Origin of the sequence: Phenylobacterium sp. RIFCSPHIGHO2_01_FULL_69_31 (assembly GCF_001824475.1) — a bacterium.
GTDB lineage: Bacteria > Pseudomonadota > Alphaproteobacteria > Caulobacterales > Caulobacteraceae > Phenylobacterium.
Genome location: NZ_MHXN01000010.1, coordinates 1 through 25,292 on the forward strand (window position 1 = coordinate 1; position 25,292 = coordinate 25,292).

The 25,292-nt window shown below is 68.5% G+C and carries 26 protein-coding genes; 11 read left to right on the plus strand and 15 right to left on the minus strand.

The genetic code is table 11. From position 1 onward, the window contains the following. The 3 genes from A2790_RS07315 to flbT form a co-directional block, all read right to left on the minus strand. A partial coding sequence (locus tag A2790_RS07315; RefSeq protein WP_293389315.1) for a flagellin occupies positions 1-309 on the minus strand: 309 nt, incomplete at its 3' end. 275 nt (positions 310-584) lie between these two features. Further along, positions 585-953, minus strand: a complete 369-nt coding sequence (gene flaF / locus A2790_RS07320; protein ID WP_293389317.1) for a flagellar biosynthesis regulator FlaF — start codon at positions 951-953, stop codon at positions 585-587. Next, a complete protein-coding gene (flbT, locus tag A2790_RS07325; protein WP_068878587.1) occupies positions 913-1,338 on the minus strand; it encodes a flagellar biosynthesis repressor FlbT in 426 nt (141 codons plus the stop codon). The genes flaF and flbT overlap by 41 nt, the downstream gene beginning before the upstream one ends. Positions 1,339-1,539: 201 nt before the next feature. On the opposite strand from flbT, the gene A2790_RS07330 reads away from it, so the two are divergent. Further along, positions 1,540-3,336, plus strand: a complete 1,797-nt coding sequence (locus A2790_RS07330) for a tetratricopeptide repeat protein (protein WP_293389319.1) — start codon at positions 1,540-1,542, stop codon at positions 3,334-3,336. Positions 3,337-3,396: 60 nt separating this feature from the next. Continuing rightward, on the plus strand, positions 3,397-3,867 hold the full coding sequence (locus tag A2790_RS07335) for a hypothetical protein (protein ID WP_293389321.1): 471 nt from the start codon (positions 3,397-3,399) through the stop codon (positions 3,865-3,867). Here the strand turns inward: A2790_RS07335 and pseH are convergent. Together pseH and A2790_RS07345 are read right to left on the minus strand one after the other, a co-directional pair. Beyond that, positions 3,864-4,430 carry a UDP-4-amino-4,6-dideoxy-N-acetyl-beta-L-altrosamine N-acetyltransferase gene (gene pseH, locus A2790_RS07340; RefSeq protein WP_293389323.1) on the minus strand — a complete coding sequence of 189 codons (567 nt, stop codon included), beginning with the start codon at positions 4,428-4,430 and terminating at the stop codon, positions 3,864-3,866. The two genes, A2790_RS07335 and pseH, sit on opposite strands and share 4 nt — an antisense overlap. After that, positions 4,427-5,125, minus strand: a complete 699-nt coding sequence (locus A2790_RS07345; RefSeq protein ID WP_293389325.1) for a glycosyltransferase family protein — start codon at positions 5,123-5,125, stop codon at positions 4,427-4,429. Before A2790_RS07345 ends, pseH begins: the two co-directional genes overlap by 4 nt. A 185-nt stretch (positions 5,126-5,310) precedes the next feature. On the opposite strand from A2790_RS07345, the gene A2790_RS07350 reads away from it, so the two are divergent. The 3 genes from A2790_RS07350 (at position 5,311) to A2790_RS07360 (ending at position 7,851) form a co-directional block, all read left to right on the plus strand. Further along, entirely contained in the window at positions 5,311-6,183 is an 873-nt protein-coding gene (locus tag A2790_RS07350) for a MoxR family ATPase (RefSeq protein ID WP_293389327.1), read from the plus strand. A gap of 81 nt (positions 6,184-6,264) precedes the next feature. Beyond that, entirely contained in the window at positions 6,265-7,101 is an 837-nt protein-coding gene (locus tag A2790_RS07355) for a hypothetical protein (protein ID WP_293389329.1), read from the plus strand. An 87-nt stretch (positions 7,102-7,188) separates the two neighbouring features. Next, the gene (locus A2790_RS07360) at positions 7,189-7,851 is read left to right on the plus strand and encodes a dihydrofolate reductase family protein (RefSeq protein WP_293389331.1); all 663 of its coding nucleotides are present in this window, start codon (positions 7,189-7,191) and stop codon (positions 7,849-7,851) included. 6 nt (positions 7,852-7,857) lie between these two features. Here the strand turns inward: A2790_RS07360 and A2790_RS07365 are convergent, their stop codons facing one another. After that, complete coding sequence (locus A2790_RS07365) at positions 7,858-8,232, minus strand: hypothetical protein (RefSeq protein WP_293389333.1); 375 nt, start codon at positions 8,230-8,232, stop codon at positions 7,858-7,860. A gap of 31 nt (positions 8,233-8,263) precedes the next feature. Continuing rightward, positions 8,264-9,076, minus strand: coding sequence for a universal stress protein (locus A2790_RS07370; RefSeq protein WP_293389336.1), 813 nt, complete (start codon positions 9,074-9,076; stop codon positions 8,264-8,266). A gap of 159 nt (positions 9,077-9,235) precedes the next feature. Between A2790_RS07370 and A2790_RS07375 the strand changes: the two genes are divergently transcribed. After that, positions 9,236-9,829, plus strand: a complete 594-nt coding sequence (locus tag A2790_RS07375) for an HD family hydrolase (RefSeq protein WP_068878577.1) — start codon at positions 9,236-9,238, stop codon at positions 9,827-9,829. After that, the gene (locus tag A2790_RS07380; protein ID WP_293389339.1) at positions 9,826-10,785 is read left to right on the plus strand and encodes an NAD regulator; all 960 of its coding nucleotides are present in this window, start codon (positions 9,826-9,828) and stop codon (positions 10,783-10,785) included. The genes A2790_RS07375 and A2790_RS07380 overlap by 4 nt, the downstream gene beginning before the upstream one ends. A gap of 2 nt (positions 10,786-10,787) precedes the next feature. Here A2790_RS07380 and A2790_RS07385 read toward each other — a convergent pair whose 3' ends face one another. The 3 genes from A2790_RS07385 to A2790_RS07395 form a co-directional block, all read right to left on the minus strand. Further along, positions 10,788-11,705: a sterol desaturase family protein gene (locus A2790_RS07385; RefSeq protein ID WP_293389341.1), complete on the minus strand. Its 918-nt coding sequence runs from the start codon at positions 11,703-11,705 to the stop codon at positions 10,788-10,790. Next, positions 11,702-12,091, minus strand: coding sequence for a hypothetical protein (locus tag A2790_RS07390; protein WP_293389345.1), 390 nt, complete (start codon positions 12,089-12,091; stop codon positions 11,702-11,704). The genes A2790_RS07385 and A2790_RS07390 overlap by 4 nt, the downstream gene beginning before the upstream one ends. 154 nt (positions 12,092-12,245) lie before the next feature. Continuing rightward, positions 12,246-12,794: a porin family protein gene (locus tag A2790_RS07395; protein ID WP_293389348.1), complete on the minus strand. Its 549-nt coding sequence runs from the start codon at positions 12,792-12,794 to the stop codon at positions 12,246-12,248. A gap of 195 nt (positions 12,795-12,989) precedes the next feature. On the opposite strand from A2790_RS07395, the gene A2790_RS07400 reads away from it, so the two are divergent. Next, the gene (locus A2790_RS07400) at positions 12,990-14,102 is read left to right on the plus strand and encodes a beta-ketoacyl-ACP synthase III (RefSeq protein WP_293389351.1); all 1,113 of its coding nucleotides are present in this window, start codon (positions 12,990-12,992) and stop codon (positions 14,100-14,102) included. A 31-nt stretch (positions 14,103-14,133) separates the two neighbouring features. Next, the gene (locus A2790_RS07405) at positions 14,134-15,852 is read left to right on the plus strand and encodes a D-aminoacylase (protein WP_293389354.1); all 1,719 of its coding nucleotides are present in this window, start codon (positions 14,134-14,136) and stop codon (positions 15,850-15,852) included. 39 nt (positions 15,853-15,891) lie between these two features. Here the strand turns inward: A2790_RS07405 and ppdK are convergent, their stop codons facing one another. The 5 genes from ppdK to A2790_RS07430 form a co-directional block, all read right to left on the minus strand. Next, entirely contained in the window at positions 15,892-18,585 is a 2,694-nt protein-coding gene (gene ppdK, locus A2790_RS07410; protein WP_293389356.1) for a pyruvate, phosphate dikinase, read from the minus strand. Between the two features lie 17 nt (positions 18,586-18,602). After that, positions 18,603-20,873 carry a glycine--tRNA ligase subunit beta gene (gene glyS, locus A2790_RS07415; RefSeq protein ID WP_293389358.1) on the minus strand — a complete coding sequence of 757 codons (2,271 nt, stop codon included), beginning with the start codon at positions 20,871-20,873 and terminating at the stop codon, positions 18,603-18,605. A 2-nt stretch (positions 20,874-20,875) separates the two neighbouring features. Then, positions 20,876-21,760: a glycine--tRNA ligase subunit alpha gene (locus A2790_RS07420; RefSeq protein ID WP_293389361.1), complete on the minus strand. Its 885-nt coding sequence runs from the start codon at positions 21,758-21,760 to the stop codon at positions 20,876-20,878. 97 nt (positions 21,761-21,857) lie between these two features. Then, a complete protein-coding gene (locus A2790_RS07425; protein WP_293389363.1) occupies positions 21,858-22,289 on the minus strand; it encodes a hypothetical protein in 432 nt (143 codons plus the stop codon). A gap of 109 nt (positions 22,290-22,398) precedes the next feature. Continuing rightward, the gene (locus A2790_RS07430) at positions 22,399-23,001 is read right to left on the minus strand and encodes a fasciclin domain-containing protein (RefSeq protein WP_293389365.1); all 603 of its coding nucleotides are present in this window, start codon (positions 22,999-23,001) and stop codon (positions 22,399-22,401) included. A 381-nt stretch (positions 23,002-23,382) separates the two neighbouring features. Here A2790_RS07430 and A2790_RS07435 point away from each other — a divergent pair, with 381 nt between their 5' ends. Continuing rightward, positions 23,383-23,721, plus strand: coding sequence for a P-II family nitrogen regulator (locus tag A2790_RS07435; protein WP_068878565.1), 339 nt, complete (start codon positions 23,383-23,385; stop codon positions 23,719-23,721). Positions 23,722-23,743: 22 nt separating this feature from the next. After that, positions 23,744-25,291 carry an ammonium transporter gene (locus A2790_RS07440; RefSeq protein ID WP_293389369.1) on the plus strand — a complete coding sequence of 516 codons (1,548 nt, stop codon included), beginning with the start codon at positions 23,744-23,746 and terminating at the stop codon, positions 25,289-25,291. The last annotated feature ends 1 nt before the right edge of the window (position 25,292 follow it).

Consider the following 25,292-nt stretch of genomic DNA (forward strand, 5'->3'; position numbering starts at 1 on the left):
CGAGGCGTCGGCGGCGGCCAGGGCCTTTTCCTTCATCTGAAGGAGCAGGTCCGACACGGTTTCGCCGGCCGAGATGGCCACGTCCACCGTGGATTGACCGCGCTGCAGAGACTCGCGGACGGCGTTCAACGACTGGGACGTCGCACGCTGGTTCTGAGCGATGGCCCAGACAGCGCCGTTGTCCTTGGCGTTGGCGATCCTCAGTCCGGTGTTGATCCTCCCCTGCGTCTTGTTGAGATCCGCATTGGTCATGTTCAGGTTTTGCAGCGCGATCATCGCGCTGACGTTCGTGTTGACCGAGTTGGCCATGGGTAGATCCTTCCATTCTGGAGGGGTTGTCCGGACTTCTGCCGGCGGGCGATTTTTCGCCCATGCACGACCAAGCAAGTCCCAGGCCAGGATTAACCACGCCAGGACCGCCTCAGAATGTTGTTTTTATTGCTATTTCCGGATATCAGCGTGCGCCGTTTGGACCGTCGCCATTAGCCATTTCTGCAGCCCGGCAGGACCTGCCGACCACATGGCGCGCAAGCAAAAGGCCGCGGGGTCGCCGCGGCCTTTGAAACCTACGAAGCGGTCGGGCGTCAGGCCGCGGCCTGGGATCCCTGGCTGGCGAGGCCCTGCATAATCATGCGGTTGATCTCGATCAGGGGCTCGATCTCCTCCTGGTTCCGGATGACCAGGGTGGTGTGCTTGCTGACCCAGATGCTGAGCGAGATGAACGAGGCCCGCAACGGCGCCGGCAGGCCGTTCTGGGGGTTGGCGCAATCCGTGCCCAGCGTCGCCCACATCCGGCGGTTCCAGTCGAGCGCGTCGACGCGCTTGCCGACCTCCGTACGATCGAGGGCGGCGGCTTCCATCAGCGCGCGGGTCACCTGCGCGAACAGGCGGTATTCCATGTCGCGGGGGTTTTCAGCCCGCGTCGCCGCCTGTTGATACGCCTGAAGGGACATTCCCCAGCCTTTCGTCTTCGTACTCGATGAGCTTCCGGCAGAGCATCAGCGCCTTGTAGTACTCGCGCGCCATGCAGTGCTTCGAGATGTTCACGCAATCCGCCAGCACCGAGGGGTTCGTGATCACCCCCATGAACTCGGTCAGCCGGCGCACGAACTCGTCGTAGTGGCGTTCGGCGCCCCCCTCGTCGAGGTACATCATCATCACCGGGAAGTAGATCCGCCGCGCGGGCGTCTGAACCTCGTCGGGCTGCATGATGTCCTTCTCGCGAAGGACCGAAGCCTTGTTCTGGAGGACGAGCACAGCCCGGCGGTCGCCGTTCTGAACGACAGCGCCGTTCAGGACGAACTTCTCACCAGGCCTCAGTGACAGCTTCAGCGGCACGTCCCGCCCCCTGTTTTCGGAGCCTGTGAATCGGCGAAGCGATTCGTGTGAACCATATTCGCCCTCCTTCGGTCCGAACGCATCCCACGCTTATCGACGGAGCGTTAACGCCGGATTGCCGGCCCACTTCGCCGCAGGCCTTAAGCGGGAATTAAGCATGATCGGGGCATCTGGCGGACCATCCTCCGGAGTCTCCGCCCGATGTCCATCAAGGCCCCGCCCAGCGCTGCGTCCGCCCTCGCGCTCGAGAGCGCTGTGGGGCCCGCGGCCAGCGCCGCCCGGATGGTGGGCGGCCCCATGGGCGAAGCCGGCTCGAAGGAGGCGCTGTCCAAGCTGACCCAGGCGATGGGCGAACTGCGCGCCCTGGCGGTCAAGCCGATGCTGGACCGCGCGGTCGCCGCCCTCAACGCGGAGAAGCACCAGGAGGGCGCCGAGTGGGCCCTCAAGGCGCTGGAAAAAGACGAGACCAACGGCTTCGGCTGGTACTTGCTGGCCATCAGCCGCGAGCGCGCCGGCGACTTCGGCTCGGCCATCACGGCCTATGAGACGGCGCTGCGCCTCCTGCCCGATCACGCCGAGGTCGCCAACGATCTCGGCCGCCTGGCCTACCGCCTCGACATGAAGGACCACGCGGAGAAGTTCTTCCGCCACTTCCTGGCCCGCTTCCCCGGCCACCACGAGGGCGCCAACAACCTCGCCTGCGTCCTGCGCGACCGCCTGGCCTACGGCGAGGCTATCGAACTGCTGCGGCCGGCGATCGTGGCCAATCCCGAAGTAGCCATGCTCTGGAACACCATGGGCACGGTGATGGCCGAACAGGGCGACTATGCCAACGCCGAGGTCTTCTTCCGCGAAGCCGTCCGCCTCAACGAGAGCTTCGCCAAGGCCCGCTACAACCTCGGCAACGCGAGACTGTCCCAGGGCGACGCCGAGGAGGCGCTCGCACTCTGCGAAAGCGCCCTGCGGCACGAGATGGCCGACCACGAGCGGCAGATGATGCGCCTGTCGCTGTCGACGATCCTGATCGCCCTCGGCCGCATCGCCGAGGGCTGGGAAGAGTACGAGGCCCGCCTTCACCCGGCGCATCCCGACGTCACCCACTTCCTGGTCGACGTGGCGCGCTGGGCGCCCGGCGCGGACCTGCGCGGCAAGTCGCTGCTGGTCGTCGGCGAGCAGGGGCTGGGCGACGAAGTGCTCTTCGCCAACCTGCTGCCGGACGTGATCGAGGCGCTGGGCCCCGAGGGCAGGCTGACCATCGCCGTGGAGCCGCGGCTGGTGACGCTGTTCCAGCGCAGCTTCCCGACGGCCACGGTCGGCGCGCACGCGACCTACCTCAAGGCCGGCCGCACCTATCGCACCCTGCCCTTCGTCACCGACTTCAAGGCCTACGACCTCTGGACGCCGATGGCCTCCCTGCTGCGCGAGTTCCGTCGCACCACGGGCGCCTTCCCCGAGCGCGTCGGCTTCCTGACGCCGGACCCGGAACGCGTCGCCTACTGGCGGGCCGAACTGGCCAAGGCGCCGGCCGGCGTGAAGGTCGGGCTGCTCTGGAAGAGCAACCTGCACAACGGCGCCCGCCACCGCTTCTTCTCGCCCTTCGCGGCGTGGGCGCCGGTGCTGCGGGCCCCGGGCGTCACTCTGGTGAACCTGCAGTACGGCGACTGCTCCGAGGAGATCGCCCAGGCCGAACGTGACTATGGCGTGCGCATCTGGACGCCGCCGGGGATCGACCTGAAGCAGGACCTCGACGACGTGACCGCCCTCTGCGCGGCCATGGACCTGGTCGTGGGCTTCCAGAACGCCACGCTGAACCTTGCTGCGGCCGCCGGCGCGCCGACCTGGCTGATCTCCACGCCGGGCTCCTGGACACGGTTGGGGACGGCCCGCTTCCCCTGGTACCCCCAGGTCCGGACCTTCACCGCCACCGCCTTCGGCAACTGGGAGCCCGTCATGGCTTCCGTCGGAGAGGCCGTGGAAGCGTTCGCCGCGGAACGCTGACCGCGCCCAGGGATTGATCGCCCAGGCGCCGCTCCGGCGCCGGATGCGAGGAGCCCGGAGATGTCCGAATCCCCCGACCTGGACGGCCAGGAAGGCGCAGAGGCCTACGACGCCCTGCTCGACGACGACGGAAGCGGCCTCGGCGAGGAGCGCACGTTCGAGGAACTGCCGGAGGTCGAGGATCTGACCCAGCTCGCCGGCGACCGTGACGAAGACGAGGCGCTCGCACTCGACGCGGACGAGTTCGACCCCGAGGCCATCGACGACGGCGACACCGAGGAAGACAACGAGCTCGACTATCGCGCCGCCACCGCCGAGCGCGAGGACGATCTCGACGGCCAGGGCCCCGAGGACGGCTTCGACGAGAGCCGGGTCGCCGCGTCTGACATCGATGGCCTGGAAGAGACGGGCGATGCGCTGTCGGTGGAAGGCGGCGAGGACGACTTCACCAACTTCGAAGCCAAGAAGGTCGACGACGCCGACCTTGCCGACCTGGGCTACGCCCGACCGGACGGCCGCGCGCGCAGCTAGGCGAGGTCGAAGCCCTTCTCGCGCAGGCGGGCCAGGCTGGTCGGGCGCACGCGCGCCCAGTCCTCGGCCAGCAGGCCCAGCCCCACCACGTCCAGCGGCTGGCCGTGCTTCCAGACATGGGCGCGGAGCAGGGCCTCGCGCTGGAAGCCGAAGGATTCGTGCAGCTTCCACACCGCCTCGTTGCCGATCAGCACCTCGCAGCACAGCTTGTTGAGGCCGTGGTCGGCGAAGACGTGCTCGATCACCTGGAACTCCACGAAGGCCCCCACCCCCTTCCCCCGCGTGGCGGGGTCGGCCAGGTAGTAGGCCCACGAGCATTTCCGATGCGCCGGGGCGATGTCGTACAGGTTCGCCAGCCCCACGGGGCGGCCATCGAGCTCGATGATCCAGTACTTGCGCGCGGGATCCGCCATGGCCGCGTTGAACCAACGCTCGTGCTCGGCCTCCGAGATCTCGTGATCGCTGTACATCCAGGCCGAGATCTCCGGCAGGTTCCGCCAGGTGCGGAGCTGGGCCTTGTCGGCGGCCTCGACGGGCCGCAGGACGATCTGTGGCGCGCTCATGCCACGGCTCCCGAACTGTTGTGTTCCAGCGCCGCGACGTCGGCGCTCGTGAAGGCCGGATTGCCCGGATAGAGCCGCTCGTAAACGTCGCGGACGAAGGCCAGGTCCTCGGGCAGATCCACCGTCCACCGCAGGTGCGCCTGCGACACCGGCTGCGAGAGGTAGGCCAGGCGGAACCGGCCCGGCCGCCGATAGATGAACGGCGTCACATGCTCTCGCTCATAGGGGTCGGTGGCCTCGCGGCACGCCGCCTCCAGCGCCGTGCGGCGCATCACCTCGGTATCCAGCCCGTGCGCATAGGTGCGGACGGCAGGCGTATTGCTGGCGTAGTCGGCGCCGGTGTCGCGGAAGTGGTCGATGGTCGCGTCGATCACGCGCCAGTCCGCCAGCGGGCAATCCGCCGTCAGCCTCACGATCGTGTCGGCGTCGGGAACCAGGGCCATCGCGCCGGCGAAGCGGGCCAGCACGTCCGTCAGCGAGCCGCGGAAGACCGGATGCCCAAGGCCGGCCACATAGTCGGCCAGCGGATCGTCGGAGGGGTCGGTGCTGGTGGCCACGACGATGCGACCGATCCGCGCGGAGCGGCCCAGCCGTTCAAGCTGGCGGCCGATCATCGGCTCGCCCAGCACCGGGGCCATGACCTTGCCGGGGAGCCGACTGGACGTCATCCGCGCCTGAAGGATCGCCAGGTTCAATCCGATGACCTCGAAAGAGCGGCCTGCCCGGTCCAAGCACTATTCCGCGTCTCGCGCGCCCGCAATGGGCCGTCCGTTGCCGTTACGGACAGGCGAACCCGCTTGAACATCCGGTGCAGGACTATAGTCTGGCGCAGACAAACAACTGTTCGAACGTGGGCTTGGCGCCCGCGCGGGGAGCCTAGATGAGCCGTCTGCGTTTCGAGGGAACTGACGATTACGTCGCCACCGAAGACCTCAAGGTGGCGGTGAACGCCGCCATCGCACTGGAGCGCCCGCTCCTGATCAAGGGCGAGCCCGGCACCGGTAAGACGGTCCTGGCCGAGCAGATCGCCAAGGCGCTCGGCTCCGAACTGATCACCTGGCACATCAAGTCGACCACCAAGGCCACCATGGGCCTCTACGAGTACGACGCGGTGACCCGCCTGCGCGACAGCCAGCTCGGCGACGAGCGGGTCAAGGACGTCAAGAACTACATCAAGAAGGGCAAGCTCTGGGAGGCGTTCGAACACGGCGGCCGCCCCGTCCTGCTCATCGACGAGATCGACAAGGCCGACATCGAGTTCCCGAACGACCTCCTCCAGGAGCTCGATCGGATGGAATTCTACGTCTACGAGACCAATGAGACGATCAAGGCGGCCGTCCGCCCGATCGTGATCATCACCTCGAACAACGAAAAGGAGCTGCCGGACGCCTTCCTGCGCCGCTGCTTCTTCCACTACATCCGCTTCCCCGACGCCGAGACGATGCAGGAGATCGTCGACGTCCACTATCCGGGGATCAAGAACAAGCTGGTCGCCGAGGCGCTGCGCATCTTCTACGACATGCGCAAGGTGCCGGGCCTGAAGAAGAAGCCCTCTACCTCCGAGCTGCTGGACTGGCTGAAGCTCTTGATGGTCGAGGACATCGACGGCGACATGCTGGCGGAGAAGGACCCCACCAAGCTGATCCCGCCGCTGCACGGCGCGCTCCTCAAGAACGAGCAGGACGTGCACCTGTTCGAGCGCTTGGCGTTCCTGGCGCGGCGCGAGGGCGCGGCCCGGCCAGGCCAGCAGTAACCCTCGGCGTTACGCCGAATTCACTCGCCTTTTCGAAGGGCTCCGACCACCTTTTCGAAGGAACGGACGGAGCCCTTTTTCATGAAGCCGCTATATCTCGCCTGCGCCTCGGCCATGGCCCTGACCGCCGCGGCGTGCGGCCCCAAGGTCCCGGCGGCGCGCGCGGCGCTGGAGTGCCCCATGAAGCAGGGCGATCTGACGCGGACCTCCGCCTCGTCGGACGGCAAGACCTGCACCTATGCGGCCGAAGGCGGCGCCGAGGTCACCCTGCAACTCGTGTCGACCCAGGGCGGCGTGGACTCCACGCTGGCGGCCATCGAAACCAATCTTCTGGCCAACCGCCTGACGCCCGAACAGCAGGCCGCCGCGGGCGCGGCGACGGGCGCCGCGGCCGGCGGTTCCGCCGCTTCCGCGGCGGCCGCCGATGCGGCCGCCAAACAGGCCGCCGCCGACACCAAGGGCCTGGACCTCGACCTCAAGGTCGACGGCAAGGCCGTCGACGCCGTGAACGTCGAGATGAAGAACGGCAAGACCGTGGTCACCGAGGGCGAAGGCTCGACCACGCGCATCGACCTGCCGGGGATCCACATCGTGGCCAACGACAGCGACGACACCGCCAACATCCGGGTGGGCCCCGTCAATATCGACGCCGACGAAGATACGGCCACGATCCGCGTGCGCCGCGACGTCCGCCTCCGCGGCGAGGCGCTCAATCCCGAGAAGCGGGGGCTCCGCGCCACCTTCATCTATACGGGCGGCGATCTGCCCGACGGCTATCGCTTCGTCGGCTATGAGGCTGGTGGGCCGAAGCGAGGCCCGCTGACGGTGGCCGTCGTCCGCTCCAAGTCCGGAGGCCCGGACGGCGAAGACCTCTATCCCGATGTGAAGAAGCTGGTCCGTAAGAACGGCGGGGTCTGACCGCTCCTTACGGATATTTCTGCGCGCCTGTCGGGTCGGCAGGCGTCGGCCCGTCCTTGTTGCAAACGTCCAGATTGGAGCAGCAGGATGAGAAAGGTTGTCGCCGCGGCGTTCGTGAGCCTCGATGGCGTCATCCAGGGCCCGGGCATGCCGACGGAAGACCCCACGGGCGGCTTTCGCTTCGGCGGCTGGCTCTGGCCACACTCCGACGACGTGAACGGCGGATGGGTCGGCGAACTGTTCGCGGAACCTTTTGACCTGCTGCTCGGCCGCAAGACCTATGAGATCTTCGCCGCCTACTGGCCCTTCATGCCGGAAGAGCACCCCGTCGCCGCTCCGTTCAACCGCGTCACCAAGTATGTCGCCACGCGGACGGGGGCACCGATGACCTGGGCCAATTCGGTGGCGCTCACCGACGCCGCGGCCGACGTCGCCCGGCTGAAGCAGCAGGACGGACCCACGCTGCTTACCCAGGGCAGCGGCGACCTGCTGCAGACCCTGATGGCCGAGGGACTGATCGACGAGTTCCGGGTGATGACCTATCCGGTCATCCTGGGCCGCGGGAAGCGCCTCTTCGGCGAGCGCGCCGCCCCGACCTCCCTCACACTCACCCGCACCGCCGTCTCGCCCAAGGGCGCGACGCTCAGCGTGTACGAGCCCGCAGGGCCCGTGCAGACGGGCTCGTTCGGAAGCCTGGAGCCGAATCCGCTGGAAACGGCCCGCCAGGCGCGGATGAAGCGCGAGGGTTGAGGTCGGTCAGGCGGCCGGCTGCACCTCGACGACCTTGTAGGTCAGCGGCCGGCCGTCTTCGTCCGTGACCGTCACGTACTCGCCCACGGCGAACCGGTGCTGGCCAAGGCGGTGAACCGGCTCGTTGTCGGCCGCGTCGTCCTCGTCGTAGTCGAAGAACCAGCGCTGGCCCTTGCGCGCCAGCCGGCCGTCGATCGGGTCCTCGTCCGGGGCGAAGCGACGGACGGTGCAGGCGTCGCGCGCCTTCCCGTAGGCGGCCTCGTCCAGCATGCCGTCCGGGGTGAGCGGAGCGGTCAGGGAATAGCCGCGGTGGTCGTCTCCCCCGGCGAATTCGGTCCCGGGGTTGCGGGCGAGCCGCATCACGATGCGCGACAGGGACATGAAATCACCTCCTGGCAGTCAGATAAGAGTTCTAGTGTGAGAGAAACAGGCTGGGGCTGTCCGAGTTCAACAGCGTGCGGGTGGTCCCGCCGAAGATGAACTCCTGAAGCCGCGGATGGCCGAACGCGCCGGCCACCAGGATATCGGCGCCGGCCGCCGCCACGGCGTGCAGGATGGCCGGCGCGGCGTCGCCGCTGTCGGTGAGAAGCTGCACTTCCGACGTAACGCCCCGGGCGGCGTAGTAGCTCTGCAGCCGGGCGGGATCGAACGTGCGCGAGCTGGCCTTGGGCGCGGCGATGATCACCACCTTGGACGCCTTTTCCAGCAGCGGGGTGGCCAGGCGCGCCGCGCGGGAGGCTTCCTTGCCGCCGTCCCAGGCCACGGCCATCACGCCGCCGACCTTCAGGCCCTCGCGGGCGACCAGGACCGGGCGCTGTTCGTCGGCGACCATCTGCTGGAACGCCTCGGCCAGCGGCCCGCGGCCTCGCGCCGGGTCATTGGTGAAGACGACCACGTCGGACAGGCGGCTCTCGGCCGAAAGCCCGGCCCAGACCGGCGTCTGCAGCGCCACGAACTGGGATTTGGCATAGTTGGCCCCCTCGGCCGCCTTGCGGGCGTTGATCTCGCCGGCGGCCGTGGCCTCCTTGAGCGACTCCAGCGCCGTCGTCTGGACGCCGCCCAGGAAGCCCTCGCCCATCCAGGGCATGACGTCGGCCACGTCGGCCGGGGTGTAGACGCAGGCGAGCTCCGCCCCGAACGGCGCGGCGATCATCGCGGCGGCCTTCACCGCGGCGGCGTCGCCCTGGCCGCCCGACAGCGGCGCCATGATGCGGGCCCAACTCATGTGTGCATCCCTTTCACGCCCCATCATCCCCTATGCTGAAACGGCCCGGATTGATCTTTGTCAGTCCCTGGGCCAGTTCACGATCTCGACAGTGAAAGGAATACGCCCGTGAGGAAAGGGCTGCGTCGCACAAAGGAGGCGCCCCGGGCCTGGCAACGGATGCTTTCGGGCCGTCGCCTGGACCTGCTCGACCCCTCCCCCATGGACATCGAGATCGAGGACATCGCCCATGGCCTCGCCCGGGTGGCGCGCTGGAACGGCCAGACCGTCGGCGAGCACGCCTTCTCCGTGGCCCAGCATTCCGTGGTGGTCGAGGAGATCGTCGCCCACATCCAGCCCGACATCGAGCCCCGCTGGCGGCTGGCCGCCCTGCTGCACGACGCCTCTGAATATGTGATCGGCGACATGATCAGCCCGTTCAAGGCGGCCCTGGGCGTCGACTACAAGGTCTTCGAGGAGCGGCTGGAGACGGCCATCCACGTCCGCTTCGGCCTGCCGGCGAAGACGCCCCTGGCCATCAAGAAGCTGATCAAGCAGGCCGACCGCGCCTGCGCCTTCTTCGAGGCCACCCAACTGGCCGGCTTCAGCCACGCCGAGAGCCTGGACTTCTTCGGCGCGCCCCCCGCCGGTTACACGCTGACGATCGAGCCCCAGGCGCCGTTCGAGGCCCAGGCGCACTACGTCCGCCGGTTCGAAGTCCTGTCGGAGGCCGCCGGCTACGTGGCCCACGCCCAGGCGTTCGATACGGAATGACCAGCTCGCTCGTCATCGGCCTGTCGGCGGTGGTGGTGGCCATCAAGGAGGGCGAAGCCGTCGTCCTGACCGTCCGCCAGAAGGCGGTCGGCGGCGATCTCGGCCTGCCCTTCGGGCCCTTCGATCCCGACGGCCACCGCACGTTCGAGCTGGCGCTCCGCGCCTTCGTGACCGAGCAGACGCGCTTCGACCTCGGCTATGTCGAGCAGCTCTACACCTTCGGCGACAAGGGTCGCGACGCGCCGCTGGCGGACCTCGGCGGCGGCAGCACGGCCGCGCGGGTGATCTCGGTGGGCTATCTCGCCCTGGCGCCGGCCGCCGTGGACACCCACTTCGCCGGCAGCGAATGGCGGCCGTGGTCGCGGATCTTCCCCTGGGAGGACTGGCGCGCCGGCCGACCGGCGGCGTTCGACACCGTGGAGGCTGCCCTGCGGGCCTGGGCGGGCAACGACGCGCAGAAGCTGGCGCGGGCCCGGCTGCTGTTCGCCCTGGACGGCGCGCCCTGGAACGAGGAGCGCGTGCTGGAGCGCTACGAGCTGCTCTACGAGGCCGGCCTGGCCCCCGAGGCGGCGCGCGACCGCGGCGAGGCCGCGCCGGCGCGCGCAGAAGCTCTGATGGCCGCGCTGGGCGAGCCCATGATCTCCGACCACCGGCGCATCCTCGCCACGGCCCTGGGGCGGCTGCGCGGCAAGCTCAAGTATCGCCCGGTGGTGTTCGAACTGATGCCCGACGCCTTCACCCTCTCGGCCCTGCAACGGACCGTGGAGGCCATCGCCGGGGTTCCCCTGCACAAGCAGAACTTCCGCCGGGCCCTGGAACGGGCGGAGCTGGTGGAGGGCCTGGGCCGCCTGGACGCCGAGACGGGCGGGCGCCCCGCCGAGCTGTTCCGCTTCCGCCGCGAAATCCTCGGCGCCCGCCCGGTCAGCGGACTGAGCCTGCCGCTTCTTCGCGACTAGCCTTACGCGGCCTCCCGAATAGCGCCGGCAGGCTGAGCCGGCGCCTCCGCAGCGCGCGCCTTGATCATGGCGCTGGTCTCCCGGCTGCCGTCGTGGCTCCAGCCAGGCGGCCCGAAGATATAACCCAGGGCATGGCGGGGATGGCGGACGACGTCCTGTACGATCCCGGCCCACTCGTGGAACGCCACCCGCAGGATGTTGAAGGTGGCCATGTTCTTCACCAGGCCGTAGCGGCAGGGCTCCTCGTCCAGCTCGGGCTGGAAGGTGCCGAACATACGATCCCAGATGATCAGTATGCCTGCGTAATTCTTGTCCAGGTACAATGGGTTACGCGCGTGATGGACCCGGTGGTGCGACGGTGTGTTGAACACCGCCTCGAACCAGCGCGGCAGCCTGCGGATCGCCTCGGTGTGGATCCAGTACTGGTAGACCAGGCTGATCCCCTTCTGGATGGCGATCATCGCCGGGGGGAATCCGAGCCAGGCCAGGGGCAGCCACAGCAGCCAGGTTCCGGCCACCCCGCCGGTCCAGGTCTGCCGCAGCGCCGTGGACAGGTTGTAGTGCTGCGAACTGTGGTGGTTCACATGGCTGGCCCACCAGAACCGCCGCTCGTGACTGACCCGGTGGAAGACGTAATAGGTCAGGTCCTCCAGCAGGAAGATCGCCACCCACGCCCAGATCGCCGTCATGGGGATCGTGAACAGCCGGTGTTCGTAGACCCAGACCGTCGCGGCGAAGATCAGCCCGGCGGTAAACACGCCCGCCACCGTGGAGCCCAGTCCCATGCCGAGGGAGACGGCGGTGTCCTTGGCCTCATAGCGCGCCTGCGCCTTCCCCATCCGCGCCAGCACGATCTCCAGGATGATCGAGAGGATGAAGAACGGCGTCGCCAGGGTGACCGGGTCGAACTCGGCCTTCATGCGGCGAGGTCCTTGGGCGGCCAGGCGGGCAGCGACAATGTGGCGCGGGGGGCGGCGATGTCCGCCAGGTCGACGCACAGCTTGCCGTTCTTGAAACTGGACGAGATGGCCTGGGCCCAGGGGATCTGGCGGGCCGCAAACCCGTCGCCAACCTGACAGATCACCAGGGCCAGCCCACCCGACTTCGCCAGGGCCCCTGCCCCGTCGGAAGCGACCCACACCGCGTCCAGCCGACGACCCGGAAACTCGTATTCCAACAGGCCGCGGGCCTTGTGTTCGTCCAGGGGGCCGGCCGGCCTGGCGATCTTGGCCCAGGCCGCGATGCCGACCAGCACGCCGACCGCCGCCGCCGAAAGCGCCAGTTGAACGAAGAACGCCTCGTTCATCGCGGTCCCTCCCAAACCTTCGTTTCGAAGACCGTGGGCGTCCGGCCCCGCCCGGTCAAGGAAAAGGCCGCTCCCTCGCGGGGAGCGGCCTTCCTTCAGGCGCCGACGTCCCTGGGAGGGACTGGGAACGCGCCGGCGCCCGAAGCCCTAGGGCTTAGAACCGGCGGGTGTAGCCCACGGTCCAGACGTTGGCGTGGCCCGCGTCGTTCTCGAACTCCTGGCGGGTGAAGTCGACGCGGACGCCGTTCTGACCATCGAAGTGGTGCTGGGCGCCCACGCCGAAGTTCCAGGATTCCTCCGAATCGGAGGCCGAGACGCCGGCGGCCTTGGCGCGCAGCTTGGTCGTGCCGTAGCCGACGCGGGCCAGGAGGTCGGTGTTCGGACCGACCGGCAGGAAGCCCACGCCGTAGACGCCGGCCGAGTGCTTCAGCTTCGTGTTCACGTCCACGCCGCCGATGGTGTCCGTGTCGCTCTTCAGGCCGGTGGCGAGTTCGCCTTCGACGCCGAGGAAGTTGTTGAACCGATAGCCAAGCCGCCCGCCGATCACGCCGAGGTCGGCCTGGCCGCCATCGGCGATGCCGCCATGGATGTTGGCGTAGACGCCCGTGGGCACTTCGGCGGTCGAGGCGATCTGGGCCTGGGCCGCGACGGGGACGACAGCGATAGCGGCCAAAGAGGCCGTGGCGATGAGAGCTTTTTTCATTTTGGGGAGGAACTCCGTACTCGTTCTGGACAGCCCGCCCAGTCCCATCAGGGATCGACGCCAAACGCGGCCCGAGCCCGACGGTTCTTTGGCGAAGGTATGTTCAGTCGGTGTCTGTGGCCTTGCGGCCACATCGCCCCGTGACGCCGGCAATGGTCGTGGTAATCAGGCGGCCAAAGTCCGGAAGGAAACCGAATGACCGATGCGGTGATCGCCGCCACGGGGCTCTACACGCCGCCGAACAGCCTCTCGAACGCCGAGCTGGTCGAGACCTTCAACACCTATGTCGAGCGCTTCAACGCCCGGAACGCCGAGGCGATCGCCGCCGGCGAGTTACAGGCGCTGACCTCCTCGTCCGCCGAGTTCATCGAGAAGGCCTCGGGGATCAAGAGCCGCTTCGTGGTGGACAAGACGGGCCTCGTCGACCCCGAGCGCATGACCCCCAACATCGCCGAACGGCCGAACGACCAGATCTCGGTCCTCGCCGAGATCGCCGTGGCGGCGGCGCAGGAAGCCATCGCCCGCTGGGGCAAGGACATCGGCCGGATCGACGCCGTGATCTGCGCCGCCTCGAACATGCAGCGCGCCTACCCGGCCATGGCCATCGAGGTGCAGCAGGCTCTGGGAATCGAGGGCTTCGCCTTCGACATGAACGTCGCTTGCTCGTCCGCGACCTTCGGGATCAAGACGGCGGCCGACTTCATGGCCTCCGGCGCCCGCGCCGTGCTGATGGTCAATCCGGAGATCTGTTCGGGCCACCTGAACTTCCGCGACCGCGACAGCCACTTCATCTTCGGCGACGTCGCGACCGCCGTAATCGTCGAGCGCGCCGAGGACGCCACGGGCGGCTGGGACATCCTGGGTACGCGCCTGAAGACCCAGTTCTCCAACAACATCCGCAACAACTTCGGCTTCCTGAACCGCGCCGCCCCGGAAGGGATCGGCGCCCCCGACAAGCTGTTCGTCCAGGAGGGCCGCAAGGTCTTCCGCGAGGTGGTGCCGATGGTCTCGGAGATGATCGTGGACCATGCCGCCGACCTGGGGATCGACCCGCACGGCCTGAAGCGCCTGTGGCTGCACCAGGCGAACATCAACATGAACGAGATGATCGGCAAGCGCGTCCTGGGGCGGGAGCCCGCGCCCGGCGAGAACATCATCATCCTGGACGAATACGCCAACACCTCGTCGGCCGGCTCGATCATCGCCTTCCACAAGGCCAGCGACGACTTCCAGACGGGCGAGACCGGCCTGATCTGCTCGTTCGGCGCCGGCTATTCGGCGGGGACGGTGTTCGTCCGCAAGCGTTAGGCTAGGCTCCCTCGCTCGGAGGGAGTCCCGTATGAAATCGCTGCTTGCCGCCACCGCCATGGTGTTGTGTCTCACAGCTTCGGCGGCGGGTTCGGCGCCCCGCTACGACCTGATCGTCCGGGACGGCGAGATCTATGACGGGACCGGCGGTGCGCCCCTCCGCGGGGACGTCGCCATCAGGGGCGAGCGGATCGCCTGCGTCGGCGCCTGTCCGGGTACGGCGAGGACCGTCGTGGACGCTAAGGGCAAGGCGATCGCCCCCGGCTTCATCAACATGCTCTCCTGGTCGACGGACAGCCTGATCCAGGACGGACGCGCCCAGTCCGAGCTGCGCCAGGGCGTGACCCTGCAGGTGATGGGCGAAGGCTCGTCCATGGGCCCGCTGACGCCCGAGATGAAGGCGCTGGAACTCAAACGTCAGGGCGACATCAAGTATCCGATCACCTGGACCACGCTGGACGAATATCTGCGGTTCCTGGAGACCAAGGGCGTCTCGGTGAACGTCGCTTCTTTCGTGGGCGCGGCGACCGTGCGGGTGAACGTGCTGGGCGAAGGCGACGTGGACCCCACGCCGGCGCAGCTGCAGCAGATGCGGGCCATCGTGGTGAAGGCCATGGAGGACGGGGCTCTGGGCGTGGGCTCGTCGCTGATCTATGCGCCGGGGACCTTTGCCGAGACGCCGGAGCTGACGGCCCTTGTCACCGAGGCCGGGCGCTGCGGAGGCATGTACATCAGCCACATGCGCTCGGAGGGCGCGCGGCTGCTCGAGGCCATCGACGAACTGATCGAGATCTCCCGCAACTCCGGCGCGCCGGCCGAGATCTACCACCTGAAGGCGTCGGGGCGGGCCAACTGGGACAAGCTGGACGCGGCGCTAGCCAAGATCGAGGCGGCGCGCGCCTCTGGCCTGCGGATCACCACCGACATGTACACCTACCCGGCCAGCTCCACCGGCCTGGACGCGGCCATGCCGACCTGGGTGCAGGCCGGCGGGGTCGAGGCCTGGATCTCGCGCCTGAAGGACCCCGCCACACGGGCCAAGGTGATCGAGGAGATGCGCTCCGGCTCGCCCAATTTCGAGAACCTGCAGCGCGGCGCAGGCGCCGAGGGCACCCTGCTCGTCGGCTTCAAGAACCCGAAACTGAAGCCGCTCACTGGCAAGACCCTGGCCGAGGTGGCCAAGGCGCGTGGCGTCAGCCCGGAAGACGCCGCCATCGATCTGGTGATCGAGGACGGCTCGCGCGTGCAGGTGGTCTATTTCTCGATGTCGGAGGCGAACGTCGCGCGCCAGGTCGCCCTGCCCTACATGAGCTTCGGCTCGGACGCCGAGGCCCAGGCGCCCGAGGATCCGTTCACCCTGTCGTCCACCCACCCGCGCGCCTACGGCAACTTCGCCCGCCTGCTCGCGAAGTACGTCCGGGACGAGAAGCGGCTGACCCTGGGCGAGGCTGTCCGCAAGCTGTCCGCCCTTCCCGCCCACAACCTCGGGCTCCGCGACCGGGGCCAGCTCAAGATCGGAAACTACGCCGACGTGGTCGTCTTCGACCCGGCGACGATCCAGGATCACGCCACGTTCGAGAAGCCGCACCAGTTCTCCACCGGCGTCAGCGAGGTGGTGGTCAACGGCCAGCTCGCGTTGGCGAACGGCGCGCCCACCGCGGCCCGGCCCGGCCAGGTGGTGCGCGGCCGCGGCTGGACCGGCTGGAAGGACGGCGGTTGCCGGACGAGCGCGAAGGACTGGAGCTGGTAGTGAAATTCCTCCCCCGCTGGGGGAGGAACTGCAACTGCGCTAGCGATCCTTCTCGCGCTCACCGATCGCGGCCTGGGCCGCGGCGAGCCGGGCGATCGGCACGCGGTAGGGCGAGCAGCTGACGTAGTCGAGTCCGACGCTCTCGCAGAACTGGATCGAGGCCGGGTCGCCGCCGTGCTCGCCGCAGATGCCGAGCTTCACGCCCGGGCGGGCGGCGCGGCCGCGTTCCGCCGCGATCCTGATCAGGTCGCCGACGCCTTCCTGGTCCAAGCTGACGAAGGGGTCCTTCTCGAAGATGCCCTTCTCGATATAGGCGTTCAGGAACCGGCCGGAGTCGTCGCGGCTGATGCCGAACGTCGTCTGCGTCAGGTCGTTGGTGCCGAACGAGAAGAATTCGGCGTATTCGGCCAGGTCCGCGGCGCGCAGGGCGGCGCGCGGCAGCTCGACCATGGTGCCCACCATGTACTCGATGGCGACGCCCTTCTCGGCCAGCACTTCCTTGGCCGTGCGGTCGGTCAGCTGGCGCAGGAACTTCATCTCCTCGCCCTTGGCGACGAGGGGATGCATGATCTCCGGGATCGGCGCGGTGCGGCCCTCGGCGGCCACCTCGCAGGCGGCCTCGATGATGGCCCGGACCTGCATCTCGTAGATCTCGGGGTACGACACGCCCAGGCGGCAGCCGCGGTGACCCAGCATGGGGTTCACCTCGTGCATTTCCTGCGCCCGGCGCAGCAGCTTGGCGGCGTCCAGGCCAGTGGCCTCGGCCACGGCCTGCACGTCCTCCTCGGTGTGAGGCAGGAACTCGTGCAGCGGCGGGTCGAGCAGCCGGATGGTGACCGGCAGGCCCTCCATGATCTTGAACAGCTCGACGAAATCCTGCCGCTGCATGGGCAGGATCTTGGCCAGCGCCGCCTTCCGGCCGGCCACGTCGTCGGCCAGGATCATCTCGCGCACCGCCGCGATCCGCGCCGGGTCGAAGAACATGTGCTCGGTGCGGCAGAGGCCGATGCCCTCGGCGCCGAACTGGCGGGCGGTCTGGGCGTCCAGCGCCGTCTCGGCGTTGGCGCGGACTTTCAGGCGCCGGACCTCGTCGGCCCAGGCCATCAGGGCGGCGAAGTCGCCCGACAGCTCGGGCTCGATCATCTTCACGGCGCCCTGCAGCACCTCGCCGGTCGAGCCGTCGATGGTGACGATGTCGTACTCGCGGATGGTCTTGCCGCGAGCGCGGAATTCGCGGGCCTTGGCGTCGATGTGGATCTCGCCGGCGCCGGAGACGCAGGGACGGCCCATGCCGCGGGCCACCACGGCCGCGTGGCTGGTCATGCCGCCGCGGGCCGTGACGATGCCGCGGGCCGCATCCATGCCACGGATGTCCTCGGGACTCGTCTCCTCGCGCACCAGGATCACCGCCTCGCCCGAGCCGCCCAGCTTCTCGGCCTCTTCCGCCGTGAACACCACCTTGCCGGTGGCCGCGCCGGGCGAGGCCGGCAGGCCCGTGGCGATCACGTCGCGCGGGCTGGCGGGGTCGATGGTCGGGTGCAGCAGCTGGTCCAGGGAGCCCGGCTCGACGCGCATGACGGCCTCGGACTTGCTGATCAGGCCCTCGTTGGCCAGGTCGACCGCCACCTTCAGCGCCGCCTTGGCCGTGCGCTTCCCGTTGCGGGTCTGCAGCATGTAGAGCCGGCCCTGCTCGACCGTGAACTCGATGTCCTGCATGTCGCGGTAGTGGGTTTCCAGCTTGCCCACCACGTCCTTGAACTGGGCGAACACCTCAGGGAGCGCTTCCTCCATCGAGGGGTTGATGTCGCCCATCTCCTCGCGCGCCACCTTGGTCAGGGGCTGGGGCGTGCGGATGCCCGCCACCACGTCCTCGCCCTGGGCGTTGATCAGAAACTCGCCGTAGAGACGGTTGTCGCCGGTGGAGGGATTGCGGGTGAAGGCCACTCCGGTCGCCGAGCCGTCGCCCATGTTGCCGAACACCATCGACTGGATGTTCACCGCCGTGCCCCAGCTCTCGGGGATGTCGTGCATGCGGCGGTAGAACTTGGCGCGGTCGTTCATCCAGCTGGCGAACACGGCGCCGACGGCGCCCCAGAGCTGCTGGCTGGGATCCTGCGGGAAGGGCTCGCCGCGCTCGTCCTCGACGGCGCGCTTGTAGTCGGCGACCACCGCTTCCCAGTTCTCGGCGGTAAGGCCGGTGTCCACGTGGACGTCCAGGCGGTCCTTATGGTCGTCGAGGATCTCCTCGAACATGTGGTGATCCAGGTCGAGCACCACGTTCGAGTACATCTGGATGAAGCGGCGATAGCTGTCGAAGGCGAAGCGGCGGTCGCCCGAGAGCTTGGCCAGCCCCTCCACGGTCTCATCGTTGAGGCCCAGGTTCAGGACGGTGTCCATCATCCCCGGCATCGAGGCGCGGGCGCCCGAGCGGACCGAGACCAAGAGCGGATTGGCCGCGTCGCCGAAGCGCTTGCCGGTGAGCTCTTCGACCTTCTTCAGGCCCTCGGCCACCTGTTCCTTCAGGCCGGCCGGATAGGCCCGCTCGTTGGCGTAATAGTGGGTGCAGGCCTCGGTGGTGATGGTGAAGCCCGGGGGCACCGGCAGGCCCAGCGACGACATCTCCGCCAGGTTGGCGCCCTTGCCGCCCAGCAGGTTCTTCATCGAGGCGTCGCCGTCGGCCGACCCGCCGCCGAAGGCATAGACCCAACGCGTCTTCACCATCGTCTCGGCCATCTCTGAAGTCCCTTCGCTTAACCTGTAACCTGCGCGAAATCCGCCACTTGTCCCATGGCGTCCCGAACCTTCGCCAGAAGGCGGAGGCGGTTGTCGCGTTCCTCGGATACCGTGGAATTTACTAACACCTTGTCGAAGAAGGCGTCGACGGGCGCGCGGAGCTTCGAAAGCTCGCGCATGGCGCCCGAGAAATCCTCGGCGTCCAGCGCCGTATCGAGCTTGGCGTCCAGCTCGGAGACGGCGGCGATCAGCGCCAGTTCCTCGGGCGAAGACGAGGCCATCCGCGCGGGCGCGCCGTCGGGCAGCGCCCCCTTCTTCTCCTCGGCCTTGAGGATGTTCACGGCGCGCTTGTAGCCCGCCAGCAGGTTCGCCCCGTCCTCGGTCTTGAGGAAGGCGTCCAAGGCGTTCACCCGGGCCACGATGCGGACCAGATCGTCGTCGCCCAGGGCGAAGATCGCCGCCACAAGGTCGTGCCGCTGGCCCCGGTCGCGCAGCCAGACTTCCAGGCGGTCGGCGAAGAAGGCCACGATCTCGTCCGACACCTCGTCGTAGGGCCGGAACTCGTAGAGGACCTTGCCGGTCGGCTTCTCGCGCTCCAGGCGGTCGAAGACGATGTCGACGTCGCGGTCCATGGCCACGACTTGCGGTCCGCCGCCGAGCAGCGCCTCGTCGAACTCGCGCAGATAGACTTCGAACTCCTGCGACTTGGCCCGGCCGCCCGCACCCAGATGGACGGTGACCTTGGGCGTCGAGACCCACAGCGCCCGGCCCGGGTCCACGAAGCAGCGCAGCGAACGGTACCAGTCGGCCACCGCCTGGCGCAGCGGGATGCGCAGCTCGGAGCCCAGCACGATCCGGATCACGCCCAGGGCGGCGCGGCGGAGGGCGAATGGGTCCCGCGAGCCGGTGGGCTTTTCGTTGATGGCGAAGAACGCCGTCAGGGTGTCCAGCTTGTCCGCCAGGGCCACGGCCATGGTCACCGGACGGTCGGGCACGTCGTCATTGGCGCCGGCGGGTTTGTAGTGGTCGCGGACGGCCTCGGCCACCAGGGGCGACAGGCCCTCGGCCTCGGCGTAGTAGCCGCCCATGATCCCCTGCAGTTCGGGGAACTCACCGACCACGCCCGTGCCGAGGTCGGCCTTGGCCAGGCGCGCGGCCTGGGTCGCCTTGGCGGGCTCGGCGCCCACGCGAGGCGCGAGGGCGGCGGCCATCATCTCCAGCCGCTCGACCCGCTCGTACATGGCGCCGAGCTTGGCGTGGAACGTGACGCCCTTCAGCTTCTCGAGGCGGTCCTCCAGGCGGACCTTGCGGTCCTCGTTCCAGAAGAACCGGGCGTCCGACAGGCGGGCCGACAGCACCTTTGCGTTGCCCAGGGCGATGGTCTTGCCGCCGTCGGTGGCGTCGATGTTGGCCACGGTCACGAAGTGCGGGGCGAGCTTGCCGGTGCGCGGATCGCGGACGGCGAAATAGCGCTGGTGCACCCGCATCGACGTGCGGATCACCTCGGCCGGCAGGTCCAGGAACGCCGGGTCCATGTCGCCGAGCACGGGCACGGGCCATTCCACCAGGCCGGCGACCTCGTCCAGCAGCCCCTGGTCCTCGACCAGCTCCAGGTTGCGGGCGAAGCAGAGCGTCTTGGCGGCCTCGAGGATCCGGGACTTCCGCTCCTCGACGTCGAGGACCACGAAATGCTTCTCGAGCTTGTCGGCGTAGGTGTCGAAGTCCTTCGCCTTGAACGACTGGCCCGAGCCCATGAACCGGTGGCCCTGGGTGGTGTCGCCGCTGGGGATGCCCTCGATGTGGAAGGGCACGACGTCCCCGTCGAAGACGCAGAGGATGCGCCGCAGCGGCCGCACCCAGCGCAGCTTGCTGACGCCGGAGACCATCGACTTCGGCCAGGGGAAGTCGCGTACGATCCCCTCCACCATTTCGGCCACGATCTCGGGCGTCGGGCGGCCCTTGCGATGGATGTGCGCGAACCAGATCCCGTCCTTCTCGGTGAGGTCGGTCTTCGCCAGCCCGTTCTTGCGCAGGAATCCTTCCAGGGCCTGTTCCGGCGCGCTGGTCCGGGGGCCCTTCACCTCTTCATGGCGGTCCTTCTGGGCCTCGGGCAGCCCCTCGGCGACCAGGGTCAGGCGCCGGGCGCCGGCGAAGGTCTTCAGCGCCTCGGGCAGCAGGCCTTCGGCGGCGAGGCGTTCGCGGGCCATGCGCTCCAGGTCGCGCGCGGCGCCGGCCTGCATGCGCGCGGGGATTTCTTCGGAGAGCAGTTCGAGCAGGAGTTGGGGCATGCTTAAGCGTTCCCGCCCTGGTCGGCGACCCACGCCTCGGCGCACATCTTACAGAGGTCGCGGATGCGGCCGATGTAGCTCTGGCGTTCGGCCACGGCGATCGCGCCGCGGGCGTCCATGATGTTGAACAGGTGGCTGGCCTTCAGCACGTGGTCGTAGGCGGGCAGCGCCAGCGACTGGCCCTGGCGGCCCTTCGTGGCGACGATCCGCGGGACCTCGCGTTCCATGTCCTCGAACTGGCGCTTCAGGGTCGCGACGTCGGCGACTTCCAGCTCGAAGGCCGAGAACTGCTGCTCGTTGGCGAGGTAGATGTCGCCGTAGCTGAACTCGTCGTTGAACTTGAGGTCGTAGACGTTGTCCTTGTTCTGCAGATAGAGGCTGAGCCGTTCCAGGCCGATGGTCAGCTCCCCGGCCACCGGGAAGACGTCCAGGCCGCCCACCTGCTGGAAGTAGGTGTACTGGGTGATCTCCATCCCGTCGCACCAGACCTCCCAGCCCAGGCCCCAGGCGCCCACCGTCGGGTTCTCCCAGTCGTCCTCGACGAAGCGGATGTCGTGGACCGTCGGATCGATGCCGATGGCCTCCAGACAGCCCAGGTAGAGCTCCTGCAGGTTCTCGGGGTTCGGCTTCAGGATCACCTGGTACTGGTGGTGCTGGTGCAGCCGGTTGGGGTTCTCGCCATAGCGTCCGTCGGCGGGCCGGCGGGAGGGCTGGACGTAGGCCACCTTCCACGGTTTCGGCCCCAGGGTGCGCAGGACAGTCATGGGCGACAGGGTCCCCGCCCCCACCTCGACGTCGTACGGCTGCAGAATCGCGCAGCCCTGACGGCTCCAATAGTCATGGAGTTTCAGGATAAGGCCCTGAAAAGACAGAGGTTGATCAGGCATTGGGGACGATACGTTCGCAGGCGCAAAAAAAGTCGGCGGACCATAGGGCCCGCCGACCTTCGCTTCAACCCAAGCGAGGGCTGATTTCCGAGTGGTTTCAGTTGCCCCGCGCGGCGGTCCGCTTGCCGGCGCGGGACATCGGCTGACCGTACTTCGCGCGGTTCTCGGCCGTATCGGGCACCGGACCGTTGGTGACCGTCGAGGTCGTGACGCTGGCCGACTGGGCATAGGCGCCCGCCGCCGGCGTCGTCGTGGTCTCGGCCGAGGCGGTGGCCTCCGCCGGCGGGGTGGCGGCGGTCACGCCGGTGTCGACCGGCGGCGCGGCGATCCCAGTGGAGGCGGTGGAGCCGACGGGCACGGTCACCTTCTCGGTGTACTGCTTGTCGTCCGAGGGCGCGTGGGCCCCGTTCCAGTCGCCGGTCACCGACCCGGGGGTCGGGGCCTTCGGCATGTTCTGGTCTTGCGCGGAGGCCGCGCCGCCCAGGAGGGCGACGGCGGCCGTTGCGGTAGCGAAAAGGGCGATCTTCATCGTCAGAACTCCGGTTGATGGCGCGATGCTAAGCCCCATCCTCGACGTGCTGACGCTGTACGGCTCAGGCGGGTGTTGGTTCCCGCCGCCGCCCAAGGTTTTACCTCGCCTAGCTCGTCGGCGCGGTGGCCGAGGCGTCCGCCGCGGGGGCGCTGGCGGCCGGCGGCTCGACGGCGCCTTCACCGGAGACCAGCACCTTGTCCACCACGTGCAGCAGGCCGCTGCCGGTGCGCAGGTCCGCCTGGACGATGGTGGCGCCGTCCACCTTGAGGGAACCGCCCTCGTCGCTGCCGTCCAGCAGGATGGTGTCGCCCGCGCCCGACGGGACCGGCCCCTTGGCGCCCTTGATCTTGGTGGAGTCGACGGGCGCGTTGACCACGTGGTGCAGGACGAACTTCTGCATCGCGGCCTTGTCGCTCTTCAGCTTGGCCAGTTGGTCCGCCGGCATGGCGGCGAAAGCGGCGTCGGTCGGCGCAAAGACCGTGAGGTTCTTGTTGGTCTTCAGCAGGCCGGCAAGATTGGTCGCATCGATGCCGCCCACGAAGGTCGTGAACTGGCCCGACAGCTTCAGGGTGTCCACCAGGTCGCCCTGCACGGCGACGGGCTTGGCGGCGGCGGGCGCGGCGGCCGGCGTCTGGGCCGAGGCGGCGAACGGCGCGGTGCTCAGGGCGGCGACGGCGGCGGCGGCGAAGAAGAAGCGGGTCGGCGACATTAGCGGTCCTTGTGTTTGCGGCGGCCCGATCGGGGGGCCGCAGGTGACTTACGCGGGAGAGTTCAAGCGGTTCCAGGCTGACCGCCCGCTGAGACTAGGCCTGGAAGGCGCCGGATTTACGACCGTCAGCGCGTGGGTCAAGCCTGGGTTCGGGCCGCCCGAGGGCGACAATTGCCCAATTCCACGGCGCCGGAGACCCTTGGCGCTCATAAAACAGGCGAGCTTGGCCTTCTTCACCGAAGCGTCATCCCAGCGGTCAGCCCCCGGCGCACCCCCGACATAGCGTCGCTGCGACCACCGCGAAGGGGATAACGGCGCGGGGTCTTCGAACGAACGAGAGGGGTTGGGCCCGCCCTCAGGGCCGGACGCGGGAGCGAGCGGATGAAACTCATCATGGCGATCGTCAAACCGTTCAAGCTGGACGACGTGCGCGAAGCGCTTGTCGGCGCCGGCGTGGAGGGTCTGACGGTCTCGGAGGTCAAGGGATATGGCCGGCAGAAGGGCCAGACCGAGATCTATCGGGGCGCGGAGTACCAGATCAACTTCCTGCCCAAGGTGAAACTCGAGGCCGTCGTCGACGACGCGGCGGCGGGTAAGGCGGTCGAGGCCATCAAGGCCGCGGCTGCGACCGGCAAGATCGGTGACGGGAAGATCTTCGTCCTCGACGTCTCGGAGGCCGTGCGCATCCGGACGGGCGAGACGGGCGCCGCGGCGCTCTAACGGGACAAGGGGACATATGCTTATGAAATTCTTTGGAAAACAGCGGCTGGCCGGGCTTGCGCTCGCCGCCGTGATGGCCGGGGCGCCGCTGGCGGCCCCTGCCCTCGCCCAGGAGGCTGCGGCGCCCGCCGCCGCAGCGCCCGCTGCCGCCGCGCCTGAAGCCGCCGCGCCCGCACCGGCTCCTGAAGCGGCCGCGCCCGCGGCCGAGGCGGCGCCAGCGGCGCCCGCCCAGACGGTCGAAAAGGGTGACACCACCTGGATGATGGTCTCCACCGTCCTCGTGCTGCTGATGATCATCCCCGGCCTTGCGCTGTTCTACGGCGGCCTAGTCCGTCAGAAGAACATGCTGTCGATGCTGATGCAGACGGCCACCGTGTGCGTGATCGGCATGATCGCCTGGGTGACCTATGGCTACAGCCTGGCCTTCACCGACGGGGGCGGTCTCGACACCTTCGTCGGCGGCGCCGGCCGCCTGTTCCTGAAGGACGTCACGCCGGCCTCGAACGTCGCGACGTTCTCCACCGGGATCTACATTCCGGAACTGGCGTTCATCGCCTTCCAGATGACCTTTGCGGCGATCACCGCCTGCCTGGTGCTGGGCGGCGTGGCCGAGCGCATGAAGTTCGCCGCCTGCGTGATCTTCGCCGTCCTGTGGCCGCTGCTCTCGTACTATCCCATGGCCCACATGGTCTGGTGGTGGCCGGGCCCCGACGGCATCGCCACGGCGCCGACCGATCCGGTGAAGTCCGGCCTGCTCTGGGGCTGGGGCGCGCTCGACTTCGCGGGCGGCACCGTGGTCCACATCAACGCCGGCATCGCGGCCCTGATGGGCGCCCTGATCCTGGGCCCCCGCAAGGGCTACCGGTCCGAGCCGATGCAACCGCACTCGCTGACCCTGACGCTTGTGGGCGCCGGCCTGCTGTGGGTGGGCTGGTTCGGTTTCAACGCCGGCTCCAACCTGGAAGCCAACGGCTATGCCGCCCTGGCGGTGGTCAACACCTTCGTCGCGACGGCGGCCGCCGGCTTCTCCTGGGCGATGACCGAGTGGGTGACGCGCAAGAAGGCCTCGCTGCTGGGCATGGCTTCCGGCCTGGTCGCCGGCCTGGTCGCGGTCACGCCGGCCGCGGGCTTCGCCGGACCGATGGGCGCCCTGATCCTGGGCCTCGTGGTCTCGCCGATCTGCGTCTTCTTCTGCTCCGTGGTGAAGAACGCCCTGAAGTACGACGACAGCCTGGACGCCTTCGGGATCCACGCCATCGGCGGCATTGTGGGCGCCCTGGCCACCGGCATCCTGGTCTCGGCCAGCCTGGGCGGCGCCGGGATCGTCGACTACACGACCTGCGCGGCGGACGGGGATATCTCCACCTGCGACGCCCTGGCGAGCTACAGCATGATGGGCCAGTTCATCACCCAGCTTAAGGCTGTGCTGGTGGCGGTGGTCTGGTCTGCGGTGGCCTCCAGCATCGTGTTCTTCATCATCAAGTACACGGTCGGCCTGCGGTCCTCGCCGGAAGCCGAAGAAGAAGGCCTGGACATCGTCGAGCACGGCGAACGCGCCTACCACTCGTAAA